Raw genomic sequence first — 16,041 nt, forward strand, 5'->3', positions numbered from 1 at the left:
GTCGGCGGCGGCCGGGCTGCCGTGTGGGGCCGGGCACCGGATCGCTGCGGGGACTACGCTTCAGTAGTGATGGACAGCCCCGTACCGCCCCCCGCCGCAGGCCCCGGACCCCGTCGTCGCGACCGCCACGGCCGGGGCATGCGGGGGCCGATCGCGCCGCCCCAGGTTCCGTTGGCCGCAAGCCGTGCCGATGTGTTCGCGGATCTCGTGCAGGATTCCGTGGAACGGCTGGAGCGGCGGTGGCCGCAGCTCGCCGACATGGACTTCATGGTGCTGGAGGTGCCGCGTCTGGACGCGGCGCCGGAGCCGTGGAACGACGAGGCGGTCCCGCTGGGCGGGACGATTCCCGCGCGCGAGGGCGGGCGGGCACGGGTCGTCGTCTACCGGCGGCCGGTCGAGATCCGCACCAAGGGGCGCGACGAGCGGGCCGCGTTGGTGCACGAGGTGGTCGTCGAGCAGGTCGCGGAGCTGCTGGGGCTGACTCCGGAGACGGTGGATCCGCGCTACGGCGAGGACTGAACCCCTCACCCCGCGCCGTCTCCCCCGCCCCCCTTACGAGGTACCTCGACAGCCTTTCCGGGTTACTTCTGCAGCACCGCGACGTTCTCGTCGGCCTCCGGGACCGCCACCGTGCCGCGGTCGTCCGGGAGGGTCTGGATCGTGAAGCCCGGGACGCCCTCCGTGGTGGCCGTCAGGGTGCGGGAGGCGTAGACCGGGGTGTCCGTGAGGGGTTCCACGGTCAGCGCGTAGGTGCCCTTCAGGCCGGCGGGTACGGGGAGTTCGACCTCCTGCGTGGTGCCGGCCTTGACCGTGTACGTCTGGGACGCGGCCGTGCCGCCGCCACTGCCAGCGGACGCGGTGACCTTGACCTTGGCGGTGCCCTTGGGGGCCGTCAGGGAGAGGGTGGAGCCCTTGGCGCTGTTGCCGACGGCGGACGCGCGCGTGCCGACCGGGGCGGTGGCGGTGATGAACGCCGACTCCTGCTGGGCGCCCTTGCCGCGCAGGACCCGGACGGCCGCGACGACGGGCACCGACTGGTCCGTCGGGGTCAGGACCAGCGAGCCCGCCTCCCCGCGCGTGACGTCACCGAGGTCGACCGAGGCCGTCATGCCCGCCTTGACGTGCAGCGTCTCGTGTCCGGCCGGGGTGATCAGACCCGAGGGGGAGGCGAGTTGGACCTTCAGGTCGGCGTCCGCGTCACCCGGCGCGTAGGCGATGAGGCGGACGGCGGTGGCGTCCTTGGGGATGCCGGGGACGACCTGGGTGCCCGCGGGGTCGGTGGAGGCGGCCAGCCAGTCCCCGCCGAGCTTCTCGTCCAGGGCCTGGACGGCGGCTCCCACCCGGCCGCTGCGGACGTTGACGTGGACGGTGAGGTCCTCCTGCTTCTCGCCGGTGAGCGTGGACAGCAGGATCGGCTCGCTGGAGTGCGCCGGGATCGTGATGCCCTCCCCCACCGTGGTCTGGAGGGCGCCGTCCTTGCCGTAGAGCTCGATGTCGGCGACGGCGGCGGAGTCGTCCGGATTGGTGAGGTGGACGTAGTCCGTGCGGTCGGCGACGGTGCTGACGCCCGGGAACCAGAACTCGGTGTCCGGCGCGGTGCAGGTGACGCCCTGGAGGCCGCGGCCGCTGCCCGCGGTGACCTCGGTGGTCTCCTGGACGGTCCAGCCGGGCGCGAACTTCCCCTCGGCGGTGCCCAGCAGTGCGGGCGTCTCGCCGCCGGAGGTCTCGCCGACGGCCGGGGTGCCGGGCGCCTTGGGCGTGACGACGGGCTTCGTCGCCTTCTTCTTGTCGCTCGCCTTGTCGGTCGTCTTGTCCGTCGTCTTGCTGTCCGTCTCGCTGTCCGTCTTGTCGGTCGTCGCGGGCGCCGACTCCGCGGTGGCTGCCAGGAGTTCGGCCGTGCCGTCGCCGTCCGTGCCCTTGGTGACGGGCGTGAAGGACGTGTAGGACGTGTCGGCGAGGTCGGACGTACTGGGCGAGGGGCAGAGCAGGCTCGTGCGCTCCACGGGCAGTTCGGCGGCCGCCTGGGCGGTGTCGGCGGGGGCCGCGTCCGGCTGGTTGAGCGTGGCGAACCCGGTGACCGCGGCGAGCGCGGCCGTGCCGGCGATCAGGGACAGGGTGGTGCGGTTCACTGCTGGCTCCCGTCGGGGCGCTCGTTGCCGGTGCCGTGGGGGTGCCGGTCCGGGTCGTAGGCGGGGTCGTAGCCGCCCTGGTCGTAGGCCGACGGGTCGTAACCCTGCTGCTGCTGGTAGGTCGGGTCGTACGGCGCCTGCTGAGCCTGGCCGTCGTAGGCGTACGGGTCGTACTGGCCGGCCTGGTAGGGGTCGTAGGCCTGCTGGTCGTAGCCGCCCGCCGGATACTGCTGGGCGCCCTGGTACTGCTCGCCCGTGTATCCGCCGTACTCGGCGTCCGCGTAGCCCGCCCGGTCGCCGCCCCACTCCCCGCCCTGCGCGTCCGGGGGGACTCCCATGTCGTACGACTGCTGCTGAGGAATCGCGACCGGGGACTCCTCCTGCGGCGCGGACGGGAACTCCTCCTGGTGGCCGGGCGCTTCGGCCTCGGCCTCGGCCTGGGCGCGCAGGCGGCGGGCGCGGCGGCCCTCGCCGTCGACCGCCTGGGCCGGGACCGGCTCCTCCTCGGGAAGGTCGTCGTCGACGTCGCGGCGGCGGCCGGGGAGGGCGAGGACGACGAGGACGAGAGCGAGGAAGCCCTGCGCCCACAGCCAGACGGTGTGGGTGAACGGGTCGTCGTAGGTGACGTCCAGCTTCCCGCCGGATGCCGGGAGTTCGAAGCCCTGGGCCCAGCCGTCGACGGTGGTGGGGGTGAGGGGCTTGCCGTCAAGGGTGGCCGTCCAGCCTTCGGCTGCGGTGTCGGCCAGGCGCAGGACGCGGCTGCCGGAGCCGTCGGGGACGGTGGTGTGGATGTCGACGGGGCCCGCGGCGACCGGGGTCGCGGTGCCCTTGCCGGAGGCGGCGACGACGGCCGCGCGGGAGACCTCCTGATCGACCCGCCACAGGGCACTGCCGTTCTGCTGGCTGAGCCGCTTCAGGCCGGGTGTGGCGTCCAGGACGCGGGTGACATCGCGGGGCGCGCCCTTGTGGACGAGGACGTAACCCACGGCGAACTTGCCGAGCTGGTCGGCCTGGTCGGCGCCGGAGCCGGCGACGAGATTGGCGACGACCTTGTCGAGCTGCTTGTTCTCGCCGTCGGCCGCGGCGAGTTCGGCGTCGCCGAGGCGGGCGCCGGAGCCGCGGACCAGCATGTAGGCGACGTGGGCGGCGGAGTCGCTGTCGAGGACGAGGGTGCGGGCCTGGTCGCGGTTGCCGGCCTCCTCGGCGACGAACGCGGGCACCTGTACGGGGTCGCGGCGCTCCAGGGGGCCGTCGGCGCCGCCGATCATCCAGCCGGCGGCGACCAGCAGCGGACCGGCGGCCGAGGCGAAGGCGATGAGGGCGGCGACCGGCTGGCGCCAGCCGAAGCTCTGCTCGGCGACCCGCGTGCGTGCCCCGTCGGCGCCGATGACGGCGGCGGCGAGGAGGGCGATGCCGTAGACGAGGGTGGCGGGCCCGGCCCAGGTGGAGCCGTTGGACAGGGCCGCGAAGACGAGGCCCACGAGGGCGACCGCCCAGGCCGCCCAGACACCGAAGTGGCGCTCGGAGCGCAGCAGCGCGGCCAGCGCGGCCAGCACGATGCCGATGAGCATCAGGCCGTCGACGGTGCCGGGGCCGCCGGGGCTGGCGCCGAGCAGGTCGAGCGCGGTGGCGGTCGACGCGCCGTAGTCGAGACCGGCCTCGGTGAAGAAGCCGAACGGCAGCAGGGACAGCGACCAGGGCGCGAGGATCAGCAGGGGGGTGCCCAGCTGGGCCAGGAAGCGCAGGCCGTAGGCGGTGATCTCGCGACGGCGGACGGCCAGGACCGCGATGCCGAGGACGAGCGCGAGGGGCCAGACGATCGGCGTGAACGCGGTGGTGATCGTCAGCAGCAGCGCGTACGCCCAGGTGGCGCGCCAGCTGCCGCGGGCGCCGGACGCGTGCGTCAGGCCGCTCGCGGCGACGCCCGCGCGGGCGATGAGCGGCAGCAGGACGGCGAGGACGGCGGTGCCGACCCGGCCGCCGGCGAGGGCGCCGGTGGCGGCGGGCAGGAAGGCGTAGACGACGGCCGCCCAGGCCCTTAGCAGGCGTGACTCGACGAGCGGCCGGGAGGCGAAGTAGGCGGCGAGGCCGGCCAGCGGCACCGAGCAGACGAGCAGCACGGTGAGGGCGAGTCCGGTCGAGCCGAACAGCAGGGTGGCCAGCGTCGCGATGATCGCGAGATAGGGCGGGGCGGACGGGGTGCCGCCCGCGCCGATCGGATGCCAGGCGTCGAGGTAGCGCGACCACAGCTCGGAGGCGTCGGCGGGGGCGGGCAGCAGGGCGCCGCCCGCGAGCGCGCCACCGCCGAGGAGGTTGCGGCAGGCGACCAGGGAGACGAGCAGCAGGACCAGGAAGAGCACCGGGCCGGGCTTGCGCGCGATGCGCTTGAGGCGGGCGAACTGCTCGATCTCGAGGAAGTCGGCGTCGTCACCGCCGGGTCCCGACTCGACGGCACCGCCGTGCCGGCCCGCGCCGGACACGGCTTCGGGGTCGGAGGAGCCGAAGAAGTCGCCGGCGACCTGTTCGACGGTGGCCCGCACCGTCGCGCCGGGGGGCGGGAACAGGGGGCGCAGCTCATCCTTGTCGACGGCCGGCTTCCCGCGCCTGCGCCGCCCGGCGATGATCCGCTCGGGTCGCAGCAGGGTGCCCAGCAGACCGCGGATCTCGTCGACGGCCTGTCCGGGGACCTTGCCGACGAGGTAGGCGACGGTCCGCAGCAGGGTGCCGAGGACCAGACGCACCAGGATCCAGGGCAGCAGGGCGGTGCGGCTGTTGACGAGGAGGGTGTAGACGGCGCCGGCCTTGTCGACCTTGTGCGGGGAGGCGCTGGTGCGGCCCGCACAGTCGACGGTGCGGCGCTCGCGGGAGGCGGCCTCGGCGTGCCGTACGACGGCCTCGGGGGCGATGAGGACGCGGTGGCCGGCGGCCTGTGCGCGCCAGCACAGGTCGACGTCGTCGCGCATCAGGGGCAGGCGGCGGTCGAAGCCGCCGAGCTGTTCGAAGACGTCGCGGCGGATCAGCATGCCGGCGGTGGACACGGACAGCACGGACCGGACGTGGTCGTGCTGGCCCTGGTCCTGTTCGCGGCGGTCCAGGCCGGTCCAGCGGCGGCCGGAGTGGGCGATGGTGACGCCGACCTCGAGGAGCTGGCGGCGGTCGTACCAGCCGCGGAGCTTGGGGCCGACGACGGCCACGTCGTCCCGGCCCAGTTCGAGTTCGTTGTCGACCACGCGCAGCAGTTCCGCCAGGGCGTCCGGTTCCGGGGCGCAGTCGTCGTGCAGCAGCCACAGCCACTGGACGGGCTCTCCGTGCGGGAGCTCCGGCAGGTCGTAGTTGTCGTCGCGCCAGGTGCGCGTGACGGGGTCCCAGCCGCTGGGGCGCTTCAGGTACGGCAGTTCCTCGGGGGTGAGGACCGGGGCCGTCCGGTTGGCCTCCTCCACTGCCTGGCCGAACCCGGTGCGCCGGGCGAGGTGCAGGACGCGGTCGTCGCCGAGGGCTTCGGTGACCAGGCGGGCGGAGTCGTCCGAGCTGCCGGTGTCGGCGGCCATGACGGACTGGACGGGGCGCTCCTGGCCGAGCAGCCCGGCGAGCGCGTCGGGCAGCCAGCGGGCACCGTCGTGGGCGACGATCACCGCGGTCACTACATGACGCGGAAACTCAGGTGTGGCAGCGCGGTCTTGATGGGCTGCCGTGTGGCTGTGCACGGACATCGAGGTACGGGCCCCGGTTCGGTGGACTGCGGTGGACGCCTGCGCCGTGTGGTGCGGCGGGGTGTCTCGGACGAGCGCCCACACTATCGGCTGGGCAGGACGACGGCCCGCCGCCTGTGGACAACCCACGTGCGACGGGCCGTTCGGACCCTTTTTGCGTGCGTACCTCGATGCCGTGACGCCCTTGCGCTGTCGAACCGGGCGGTTCTCAGACCGCCGCCTTCTTCAGCCGGCGGCGCTCCCGCTCGGACAGGCCGCCCCAGATGCCGAATCTCTCGTCGTTGGCAAGGGCGTACTCAAGGCATTCGGAGCGGACCTCACATGCGAGGCAGACCTTCTTCGCCTCGCGGGTGGAGCCGCCCTTCTCGGGGAAGAAGGACTCGGGATCGGTCTGGGCGCACAGCGCGCGCTCCTGCCAGCCGAGTTCCTCGTCCGCGTCGTCGACGTCGACCAGCAGTTGCTGCACCAGCTCGGTCATGTGCGCCCCTCGCTCTGTCTTTCGCGTCCCCGTGACCTGGCCGTTACCGATTTCGGCTGAACGACACGAGTGAAATTACAAGTGTGCTGCTCCGGGCGAGTCAAGCCGAGATCTGCTATTGGGCCCCTTATTCACTCTGCGGAACCAAGGCCATGCGGTAAGTGTTCAAATCGCCATAAACCTTGACAAGCAGATGAAGCCCCGGAGGACCACCCGCCCCGCACAGCGCTTGCACGGAGAAGGACGCCCAGAGGTGCGATCTCGTTGCGGCACGCGCGCGGAAGCGAACCTGATCACATTCGGATCACGGGATCGCCACGAGGCTTGCGCGCCCGGCTTGTGCGCCATGTGTCCCGAAGGACGTGTGCACAAACCTTTCACCTGTCAGATGGACCGGATGAGGTGAACCCGGTCCCACATACCGGGCGTCGAGTTGACAGTGAAGGTGTGAACCGCTGTCCTTATGGGCATGCTCGCGAACTTGGCACTCACCTCGACCGGCTCCGCCGGGTCCCACGGTGCTGCCCGCGCTCGCTGTAGCTGTTGTCGTCGTTCCAGCTGTTGAGCCCAACGCGCTCCGGCTGCTCCTCCTGAGTCCACCGCGACTCGGCTGCTGTTTCCCGTCGGCCCAGATCAGGGCTCTCCTGCTCCACCCGTGATCCGGGCGGACGGTACGCGACACCCAGCAGGCCCCCCACTCTTCCCCCTCTTCCGCCGAGGAACCACCGCACCCCATGAACAGCGACAGCGACCTCCAGATCGCGGGCGACATCCTCGAAGTCCCGCACCTCCTCCAGGCACCGCGCGAGCACCCGGCCACCGTCGCCGAGTTCGTCGGCCTGGCCCGTTCGATCGCCGCGGACCGCTCCCAGTGGGAGCACCTGGTCCGCTACGACGCGACGACCCGTTGGTACCACCGGCTGCGCACCGGTCCCGGCTACGAGGTGTGGCTGCTGTCCTGGGTGCCCGGCCAGGGCAGCGGGCTGCACGACCACGGCGGCTCCTCCGGTGTGCTCACCGTCCTGGACGGCGAGCTGACCGAGCGCACCGAGCGCGGCAAGCGGGTGCTGGGGTCGGGTGTGCAGCGGGTGTTCGCGCCGGGGTACGCGCACGAGGTCGTCAACGACGCGCTGGAGCCCGCGGTGAGCCTGCACGTGTACTTCCCGGGCCTGACGGACATGCCCATGCACCCCCGGTCCCGGTTGTACCCGGCCGGGAGGACCCCCGTCGCCTGCGCGGCGCCCGACCCGTACGGACAGGTGGACGTCGTCAGCTCGTGATCCGCGCGTGAGCGGATGCCGTGCGCCGTCGGCGCGTACGGATGGGCCGGACATCCCCGGATATCCACAGGCGGGTGGTTGTCCACAACCGGCCGACGGGCTGTCGTGGCCGCCTGCGAGACTTGCCCTCATGCGCATTGTGGTTCTGGCAGGCGGCATCGGCGGTGCCCGGTTCCTGCGCGGTCTGAAGCAGGCCGTGCCGGACGCGGACATCACGGTCATCGGCAACACCGGCGACGACATCCACCTCTTCGGGCTGAAGGTCTGTCCCGACCTCGACACGGTGATGTACACGCTCGGCGGCGGCATCAACGAGGAGCAGGGCTGGGGGCGGGCCGACGAGACCTTCCACCTGAAGGAGGAGCTCGCCGCGTACGGCGCCGGGCCCGGGTGGTTCGGGCTGGGCGACCGGGACTTCGCCACACACATCGTGCGGACGCAGATGATCGGCGCCGGTTACCCGCTCAGCGCGGTGACCGAGGCGCTCTGCGACCGGTGGCAGCCGGGCGTCCGGCTCATCCCGATGACCGACGACCGGGTGGAGACCCATGTCGCGGTCGAGGCGGACGGCGAACGCAAGGCCGTGCATTTCCAGGAGTACTGGGTGCGGCTGCGGGCGTCGGTGCCGGCGGAGGCGGTCGTGCCGGTCGGCGCCGAGCAGGCGAAGCCGGCGCCGGGGGTACTGGAGGCCATCGCGGCGGCGGACGTGATCCTCTTCCCGCCGTCCAACCCGATCGTCTCGGTCGGCACGATCCTCGCCGTGCCGGGCATCCGCGAGGCGATCGCCGAGGCCGGGGTCCCGGTGGTGGGCCTGTCCCCCATCGTCGGGGACGCGCCCGTGCGCGGCATGGCCGACAAGGTGCTCGCGGCGGTCGGCGTGGAGTCGACGGCCGCGGCGGTGGCCGAGCACTACGGCTCGGGTCTGCTGGACGGCTGGCTCGTCGACACCGTGGACGCGGGCACCGTGGAGCGGGTGGAGGCGGCCGGTATCCGCTGCCGGGCCGTCCCGCTGATGATGAGCGACCTCGACACGACCGCGCAGATGGCCCGGGAGGCGCTGGCTCTGGCCGAGGAGGTGCGCGGGGCATGAGCGGGTCCTTCGACACCGGTTACCGGGTCTGGGCCGTGGCCGGACTGCCCGAGGTGCGGCCAGGGGACGACCTCGCGAAGCTGATCGCGGCCGCCGAGCCCGGCCTGGCCGACGGTGACGTCCTGCTCGTCACCTCGAAGATCGTGTCCAAGGCGGAGGGGCGGATCGTCCGGGCCGACGACCGCGAGGCCGCGATCGACGCCGAGACCGTACGGGTCGTGGCCCGGCGCGGGGCGCTGCGGATCGTCGAGAACCGGCAGGGGCTCATCATGGCCGCCGCCGGTGTCGACGCCTCCAACACCCCTGCGGGGACTGTGCTGTTGCTGCCCGAGGACCCGGACGCGTCGGCGCGGACGATCCGCGCCGGACTGCGGGACGCGCTCGGTGTGGACGTCGGGGTCGTCGTCACCGACACCTTCGGACGGCCCTGGCGCGCCGGGCTGACCGATGTGGCGATCGGCGCGGCCGGGGTGCGGGTGCTGGACGACCTGCGCGGGGGCACGGACGCGTACGGCAATCCGCTGGGCGCGACGGTCGTCGCCACGGCGGACGAACTGGCCGGTGCCGGGGACCTCGTGAAGGGGAAGGCCGCCGGGCTGCCCGTGGCCGTGGTGCGGGGGCTGGGACACGTCGTCGTGGCCGACGACACCGGGGCCGCCGGAGCCGATGGGGCCGACAGGGGTGCGCTGGGCGGGGCGCGGGTCATGGTGCGCGGCGCGCGCGACGACATGTTCCGGCTCGGGACGTCCGAGGCGGTGCGGCTGGCGGTCACCCAGCGAAGGACGGTGCGGTCCTTCACCGACGAGCCGGTCGATCCCGGGGCGGTACGGCGGGCGGTGGCGGCCGCCGTCACGGCGCCGGCGCCGCATCACACGACGCCGTGGCGGTTCGTGCTGCTGGAGTCGGCGGGGTCGAGGGTCCGGTTGCTCGACGCCATGCGGGACGCGTGGATCGCGGATCTGCGGCGGGACGGGAAATCCGAGGAGTCCATCGCCAAGCGGGTGCGGCGGGGCGACGTCCTGCGCGACGCGCCCTGTCTGGTCGTGCCGTGTCTGGTGATGGACGGGTCGCACACCTACGGCGACGCGCGGCGGGACGCGGCCGAGCGGGAGATGTTCGTGGTCGCGACCGGGGCCGGCGTCCAGAACTTCCTGGTCGCGCTGGCCGGGGAACGGCTGGGGTCCGCGTGGGTGTCGTCGACGATGTTCTGCCGGGACGTCGTGCGGGAGGTGCTGGAGCTGCCGGAGAGCTGGGACCCGATGGGGGCGGTGGCGATCGGGCACGCGGCGGAGGAGCCCCGGGCCCGTGGCGAGCGGCAGGTCGGGGACTTCGTCGAGGTGCGGTGAGGTACGCGACTCGGCCCGGCGGGGTACGTGGCTCGCTGCGGTGAGGACCGCGGTCCGGCGGGGTGAGGTGCGCGGCTCGCGGTGGCCGCCTGGTGCCGACGTCGGTGTCGGAGTGGCCCGCGTGGCGCCGGAACGGGCGCCGGGCGCTGGCCCGCGTGGCGCCGGAATGGGCGTCGGGCGGTGGCCTGCCTGGTGCCCGTTCTGGGCATCACGGTGGCCCGCGTGGTGCCGGTACGGGCGTCGCGCGGCGGACTTTGCCTGGGTGCGCCTACTCTCGTAGCACCTCTCTTCCTCTATCCGGGACTTTTCGTGTCAGGACGGTTCGCTCCCCAACCCACCCGTACGACCGTGCGCGGTGGGCATGTCGGCGTGCCCGCCGGAGTGCCGCGGCAGGCCTCGGCGGCCGGTCGGGCCCGGACCTGGGTGCCGGGGGGGCCGATCGATCTGGGGCTGGTCCTCGGGCCGCTCCGGCGCGGACCGGGTGATCCGACGTTCCGTGCGACGCCGGACGGGTCGGTGTGGCGGGCCAGTCTCACCCCCGCCGGGCCGGGGACGCTGCGCGTCGCCGCGGCCGGCGGTGCGGTGCGCGGGGAAGCGTGGGGGCCGGGCGCGGAGTGGCTGTTGGACCGGTTGCCGGACCTGCTAGGGGCATCGGACGCGCCGGAGGAGTTCGTGCCCCGGCATCGCGTGGTGGCGACGGCCCGGCATCGGCGGCCGGGCCTCAGGCTGACGCGGACCGGGCTGGTGCTGGAGTCGCTGATCCCTTCCGTGCTGGAGCAGAAGGTGACCACCGACGAGGCGTACCGGGCCTGGCGCCTGCTGGTGCGCAAGTTCGGGGAGCCGGCGCCGGGGCCCGCGGCGGACGGGCGGCTCTGGGTGATGCCGGCGCCCCGGACCTGGGCGCTGATCCCGTCCTGGGAGTGGCATCGGGCGGGCGTAGACAACAAGCGGGCGTCGACGATCCTGCGGGCCGTGCGGGTCGCCGCGCGGATGGAGGAAGCGGTGCGGATGGCTCCGGCCGAGGCCCAGGCTCGGCTGGAGGTCGTGCCGGGGATCGGGCCGTGGACGTCCGCGGAGACCGTGCAGCGCAGCCACGGGGCGGCGGACGCGGTGACCGTGGGGGATCTGCATCTGCCGGGGATCGTGGGGTGGGCGTTGGCGGGGGATCGGGAAGCCGATGACTCCGTGATGCTGGAGCTGCTGGAGCCGTACGCGGGGCAGCGGCACCGGGCGGCTCGGTTGATCTTGTTGAGTGGGCGGACGCCGGCGCGGCGGGTGCCGAAGATGCCCCGGTGGGACATCGGGAAGTTGTGAGGCGCCCTCCGGGCGGGCCGCGGCGGAGGGGTTCGCCCCCGCCGCCCCCGTTCGTTCCCCTCCTCGCCAGGGTGCGGCCTGGCTGAAGGTCACTGGTCCGACGAGAAGCGGACCGCGCCCGCCGGGATTCTCGCGTCGCACCACACCCGCGCGCCGTCACGCAGTTCGTTGTCGGGGCCGACGATCGCGCCGTCGCCGATGACCGTGCCCGTGAGCACGGAGCGTTCGCCCACGCGGGCCCGGGTGCCGATGAGGGAGTCGGTGATGACGGCGCCCGGTTCGATGACGGCGCCGGGGAGGATCGTCGAGCCGAAGACCCTCGCGCCCTGCGCGACGAAGGCGCCCTCGCCCACCACCGTGCCGCCCGTCAGCTTCGCGTCGGGGGCGACCCTGGCCGTCGGGAGGACCAGGCGGTCGCCGCAGCGGCCGGGGACCGCGGGGGACGGGGCCCGGCCGAGGACCAGGTCCGCCGAGCCCCGGACGAACGCCGCCGGGGTGCCCAGGTCCAGCCAGTACGTCGAGTCGACCATGCCCTGGAGATGGGCGCCGGCCGAGAGGAGGTCGGGGAACGTCTCGCGCTCCACCGACACCGGGCGGCCCTGCGGGATCGTGTCGATGACCGAGCGGCGGAAGACGTACGCCCCCGCGTTGATCTGGTCGGTGACGATCTCCTCCGGGGTCTGCGGCTTCTCCAGGAACGCCAGGACCTTGCCCGTTTCGTCGGTGGGGACCAGGCCGTAGGCCCTCGGGTCAGTCACCTTCGTCAGGTGCAGGGAGACGTCCGCCGCCGTCGCCTCGTGGGTGGCCACCAGCCTTCTGATGTCCAGGCCGGTGAGGATGTCGCCGTTGAAGACGAGGACCGGGTCGTCGGGGCCGGAGTGCAGTCGGGACGCCACATTGCGGATCGCGCCGCCCGTGCCGAGCGGTTCGTCCTCCGTCACGTACTCGATGTGCAGGCCCAGTGCCGAGCCGTCGCCGAAGTACGGTTCGAAGACCTCCGCCAGATAGCTCGTCGCCAGCACGATGTGCTCCACGCCCGCCGCTCTGGCCCGCGCCAGTTGATGCGTGAGGAACGGCACCCCCGCCGCCCTGACCATGGGTTTGGGCGTGTGCACCGTGAGTGGGCGCAGTCGGGTGCCCTTGCCGCCGACCAGGAGGATCGCTTCTGTCACCGTCGTCTCTGCTTCCTGCCGGGACCGGTCGAACCGTCATTCGACCGGCCAGTGTATGCAGACCGTTGCGTGGCGACTTCCAGGCCGTTGGTGTTCCGTCCCAGTCCCTGGAGACTGTCCCCCCGACGGGCTGAATGTGCCCCCATCTGGATGTGTGCTCCGGCCGTCCGGGGGCGTGCGGCCTCCGGGGCCTCCCCAGGCCCCGGGGCTCCCGAACCGGATCGCCCGCCTCAGCGCCCCTGGAAGCGCGCCGCGGTGGAGCGGGCCGAGCCGAGCTTGCCGTAGAGCTGCCTGCCTGGGCATTCCGTGGCGAACCCGTCCCGGTGACCCGAGATCACATTCAGTCGTACGTTCTTTCCCTTTCCGTAGAGATTGCCACCGCCGGACTTCAGGTATGTCTTTCCTTTCGGATTCGCCCCGAAGAGGCCGAGTTTCCATGCCGTCAGGCGCGCGACGGCGTCGACCGTGGCGGTGGTCGGCTTGGCGGAGCTGAACGTGCCGAGGACGGCGATCCCCATGCTGTTGCTGTTGAACCCGAGGGTGTGGGCGCCGAGGACCGGCTTCGCCACTCCCCCGGCGCGACCCTCGTAGATCTTCCCGCACTTGTCGACGAGGAAGTTGTAGCCGATGTCTCGCCAGCCCATGCTCTTCACGTGGTAGCGGTAGATACCACGGATGACGGACGGGGCCTGTGAGCACTTGTAGCCGTTGCCCGACGCCGTGTGGTGCACGAACGCGGCCTTGACCTTCGTCGTGTAGCGGAAGCCGCTCTCCCGCAGCTTCTCGTCGGCGCCCCAGCCGCGGCGCGTGACGATGCTCGGCCGCGGGCCGATGTACGGCTTCGCCCGCTGGGCCTGCGTCAACTCCGCCCCGCGCAGGGCGAGGAGTTCGCGTTCGGTGCCCAGGCGGTCCAGGGCGGGGATCTGCGTGGCGCCGAGCGGGGCGAGGGGGGCGTTGGCGGCGGAGGCCGCGGTCGCCTCGGCGGTCATGGCCGTCATGGCCGCGGGCTCGGCCCCTTCGGATCCCTCGGACGCCTCGGCGCCTTCGCCCGATTCGATCCCTTCGCCGGCTACGAGCCCCTCGCCGGCCTCGGCCTCGTCGGCCGCCGTCGCGGTCTCGGCGCTCTTCCCGGTCGCCGCGTCGGGCGGGTCCATCGCTTCCGGGGCGCCGGCCGGGGCGGACCCGGTGGTCAGTGTCCGGCTGCGCGGGGGGCCCGCGGGGGCGTGCTCGGGGGGCGCCGAGCCCGGGTCGACGAGTTCGAGGCGCAGGCCGGAGGGGAGCAGGGCGCCGGGCGCCGTCTCCTCCGTACGGCGTTCGGTGTCCGGATGGACCCGGATCTCGACGCCGTCGGAGTCACCGACCCACAGGGGGGCCGTGGCGCCGCGGATCCGGCCCGAGGCGCTCTCGGGTGTGCCGGGGTCGGCGCCGTGGTCGGCGTTGTGGGTCTCGACGTCCTGCCAGCCGGACCAGGCGCCGGTGTCGGACGTACGGGTACGGACCTGGACGCGGCCGTGGAGTTCGGCGGCAGGGTCGTCCCAGACGACGCCGAGGAGGGAGAAGTGGCGCACGTCCCGGCGGGGCAGTCCCTGGTCGGCGGCGCCGCCGCCCGATGCCCGGTCGCGGGCGAGAGCGGTGAGAGGCAGCGACTGGGTACTGCCCGGGAGGTCGGGAAGAGTCGGGTGGGCCCGGTGGACCGGGTGGACCGGGTGGGCCGGGAGGGCCGGGAGGGCCGAGTCGGGGACGGACGAGTCGGGGACGGACGAGTCGGGGAGGGACGAGTCGGGGAGGGATGAGGTGACGGGGGTGTCGGGGCTCGTGGCCCTGGCCGTCCCGCTGGGCGCCGCCTCCGCGGCGGACGCCGGTCGCGCCGTCGCCGCGCTGGCGGGCGGCGTCAGCGGGAGGGCGAGTGCCGCCGCGCAGGTGACACCGATCGAGGTAGCAAGCAATCCGCGCATGCCAACGATCCTGGACATATCCATACATTTCTGTCCATCGGGGAGTTGACGGGCCGTCGGGTGCGTTCGGCCGAACCGGTGGCTCCGGGAGGGTCCGCCGACCGGCACGGCGGCCGGGGCGGCGCGTACGCTTGCGCGGGTGACTGCCACCGATCGCACCCCGGCCGACCTGCTGCGTTCCGCGCTGGCCGCGGACCCCGCGCGCCCCTTGGTGACCTTCTACGACGACGCCACGGGCGAGCGGGTCGAATTGTCCGTCGCCACCTTCGCCAACTGGGTGGCCAAAACCGCCAACCTGCTCCAGGACGGACTGTCCGCCGAGCCCGGTGACCGGGTCGCGCTGCTGCTGCCCGCACACTGGCAGACGGCGGTGTGGCTGCTGGCGTGTTCGTCGGTGGGCGTCGTCGCGGACGTCGCCGGGGATCCGGCGCGGGCGGACTTCGTCGTCGCCGGGCCCGGGTCGTTCGAGGCGGGGCTGGCGTGCCGGGGCGAGCGGTACGCGCTGTCGCTGGCGCCGCTCGGGCGGCGGTTCGTGCCGGGCCCGCCGGACGGGTACGACGACTACGCCGTGAACGTCCCGACCTTCGGGGACCGTTTCGCGCCGTACGCCCCCGTCGATCCCGAGGAGCCCGCGCTGATCGTGGCCGGGGCCGAGTACACCGGGGCCGAGGTCGTGGAGCGGGCGCGCGCGGAGGCGGCGGGGCTGGGGCTGACGGGGCCCGGTTCCCGGCTGCTGTCGGGGCTGGCGTACGACACGTGGGAGGGGCTGAGCGCCGGGCTGTACGCGCCGCTGGCGAGCGGGGGGTCCGTGGTGCTGTGCGTGAACCTGGCGGAGGCCGGCGAGGAGGCTGTGGCTCGGCGGGTGGAGAGTGAGCGGGTGACGGCGACCGCGCGGTAGCCCTCCGGGCGGGCGGCAGGGCCGGCGCCCGGCGTCGACGTCGGCGCTGCCGGGGGCGGCAGTCCCCAGACCCCCGGCGTCCACGCCGGCTTTGCCAGAACGCAGCCCCCAGGCCCCCGGCGCCCACTTCGGCCTTGCCAGGGGCGGCCACCCCCAACCCCCGGCGTCCACGTCGGCGTCGCCAGGGCCGCCCCCAGGCCCCTCGCGTCCACTCCGGCGTTGCTAGGAACGCAGTCCCCAGGCCCCGGCAGTCCCCAGACCCCCGGCGTCCACGGGGGCAGCCGCCCCCAAGCCCCCTGCGTCGGCCCCCCGAAGGGGCCTGGTCCTCACACGCCGGACCGGCTGATTCCACGCACCCCCGCGCACTGGGCACCGGACGGGCTCATCCCCGCGCCGGACGGGCCGGGTCTACGCACCCCCGCCCCAAACGCCCCCCGAGGCCCGCCTCACCCGTTCGGCCCACGCCCGTCGCCCCTCGCCGCCCACTTCGCGGCATCGTCGTAGGGACAGCTCTACACGCTCGTGCGGCCGAAGCGGGTCCGGAGGCGGGAGGGGTGGATCGGACGTGAGGAAAGCGGCGGGTTCCGGTGGGCCCCTCGGGCCGGGGGTGGGGGCGTCCGCCGACGGGCGGGGGCTCATACGGCGGCGTCGGCGGCGGTGGATGCGGTA

At 73.5% G+C, this 16,041-nt stretch carries 11 protein-coding genes; 6 read left to right on the forward strand and 5 right to left on the reverse strand.

Annotated features, from left to right (window positions below):
- Positions 1-138: 138 nt before the first annotated feature.
- Positions 139-519 (forward strand): metallopeptidase family protein, encoded by a 381-nt coding sequence (locus ASD48_RS07065; RefSeq protein WP_057600505.1) that lies wholly within the window; start codon positions 139-141, stop codon positions 517-519.
- Positions 520-581: 62 nt separating this feature from the next.
- Here ASD48_RS07065 and ASD48_RS07070 read toward each other — a convergent pair whose 3' ends face one another.
- From ASD48_RS07070 to ASD48_RS07080, 3 genes are all read right to left on the reverse strand, one after another.
- Positions 582-2,129 carry a DUF5719 family protein gene (locus ASD48_RS07070; protein WP_057600506.1) on the reverse strand — a complete coding sequence of 516 codons (1,548 nt, stop codon included), beginning with the start codon at positions 2,127-2,129 and terminating at the stop codon, positions 582-584.
- Positions 2,126-5,839 (reverse strand): glycosyltransferase, encoded by a 3,714-nt coding sequence (locus tag ASD48_RS07075; protein WP_079073637.1) that lies wholly within the window; start codon positions 5,837-5,839, stop codon positions 2,126-2,128. The genes ASD48_RS07070 and ASD48_RS07075 overlap by 4 nt, the downstream gene beginning before the upstream one ends.
- 208 nt (positions 5,840-6,047) lie before the next feature.
- A complete protein-coding gene (locus tag ASD48_RS07080) occupies positions 6,048-6,317 on the reverse strand; it encodes a WhiB family transcriptional regulator (protein ID WP_020128551.1) in 270 nt (89 codons plus the stop codon).
- A gap of 734 nt (positions 6,318-7,051) precedes the next feature.
- Between ASD48_RS07080 and ASD48_RS07085 the strand changes: the two genes are divergently transcribed.
- The 4 genes from ASD48_RS07085 to ASD48_RS07100 all read left to right on the forward strand — a co-directional run bounded on the left by ASD48_RS07085 (position 7,052) and on the right by ASD48_RS07100 (position 11,347).
- The gene (locus ASD48_RS07085) at positions 7,052-7,597 is read left to right on the forward strand and encodes a cysteine dioxygenase family protein (protein WP_057600508.1); all 546 of its coding nucleotides are present in this window, start codon (positions 7,052-7,054) and stop codon (positions 7,595-7,597) included.
- A 130-nt stretch (positions 7,598-7,727) separates the two neighbouring features.
- Positions 7,728-8,687 (forward strand): 2-phospho-L-lactate transferase, encoded by a 960-nt coding sequence (gene cofD, locus ASD48_RS07090; protein ID WP_057600509.1) that lies wholly within the window; start codon positions 7,728-7,730, stop codon positions 8,685-8,687.
- The gene (locus ASD48_RS07095) at positions 8,684-10,033 is read left to right on the forward strand and encodes a coenzyme F420-0:L-glutamate ligase (RefSeq protein ID WP_057600510.1); all 1,350 of its coding nucleotides are present in this window, start codon (positions 8,684-8,686) and stop codon (positions 10,031-10,033) included. Before cofD ends, ASD48_RS07095 begins: the two co-directional genes overlap by 4 nt.
- 309 nt (positions 10,034-10,342) lie before the next feature.
- Positions 10,343-11,347 (forward strand): DNA-3-methyladenine glycosylase, encoded by a 1,005-nt coding sequence (locus tag ASD48_RS07100; protein ID WP_079073638.1) that lies wholly within the window; start codon positions 10,343-10,345, stop codon positions 11,345-11,347.
- A gap of 89 nt (positions 11,348-11,436) precedes the next feature.
- Here the strand turns inward: ASD48_RS07100 and ASD48_RS07105 are convergent, their stop codons facing one another.
- Positions 11,437-12,519 carry an NDP-sugar synthase gene (locus tag ASD48_RS07105; protein ID WP_057600512.1) on the reverse strand — a complete coding sequence of 361 codons (1,083 nt, stop codon included), beginning with the start codon at positions 12,517-12,519 and terminating at the stop codon, positions 11,437-11,439.
- Positions 12,520-12,749: 230 nt separating this feature from the next.
- Positions 12,750-14,474 (reverse strand): peptidoglycan recognition protein, encoded by a 1,725-nt coding sequence (locus tag ASD48_RS07110; RefSeq protein WP_242432521.1) that lies wholly within the window; start codon positions 14,472-14,474, stop codon positions 12,750-12,752.
- Between the two features lie 139 nt (positions 14,475-14,613).
- Here ASD48_RS07110 and ASD48_RS07115 point away from each other — a divergent pair, with 139 nt between their 5' ends.
- The gene (locus ASD48_RS07115) at positions 14,614-15,372 is read left to right on the forward strand and encodes a TIGR03089 family protein (RefSeq protein WP_057600514.1); all 759 of its coding nucleotides are present in this window, start codon (positions 14,614-14,616) and stop codon (positions 15,370-15,372) included.
- The last annotated feature ends 669 nt before the right edge of the window (positions 15,373-16,041 follow it).

It is taken from the genome of Streptomyces sp. Root1310 (assembly GCF_001426425.1).
Lineage (GTDB): Bacteria > Actinomycetota > Actinomycetes > Streptomycetales > Streptomycetaceae > Streptomyces.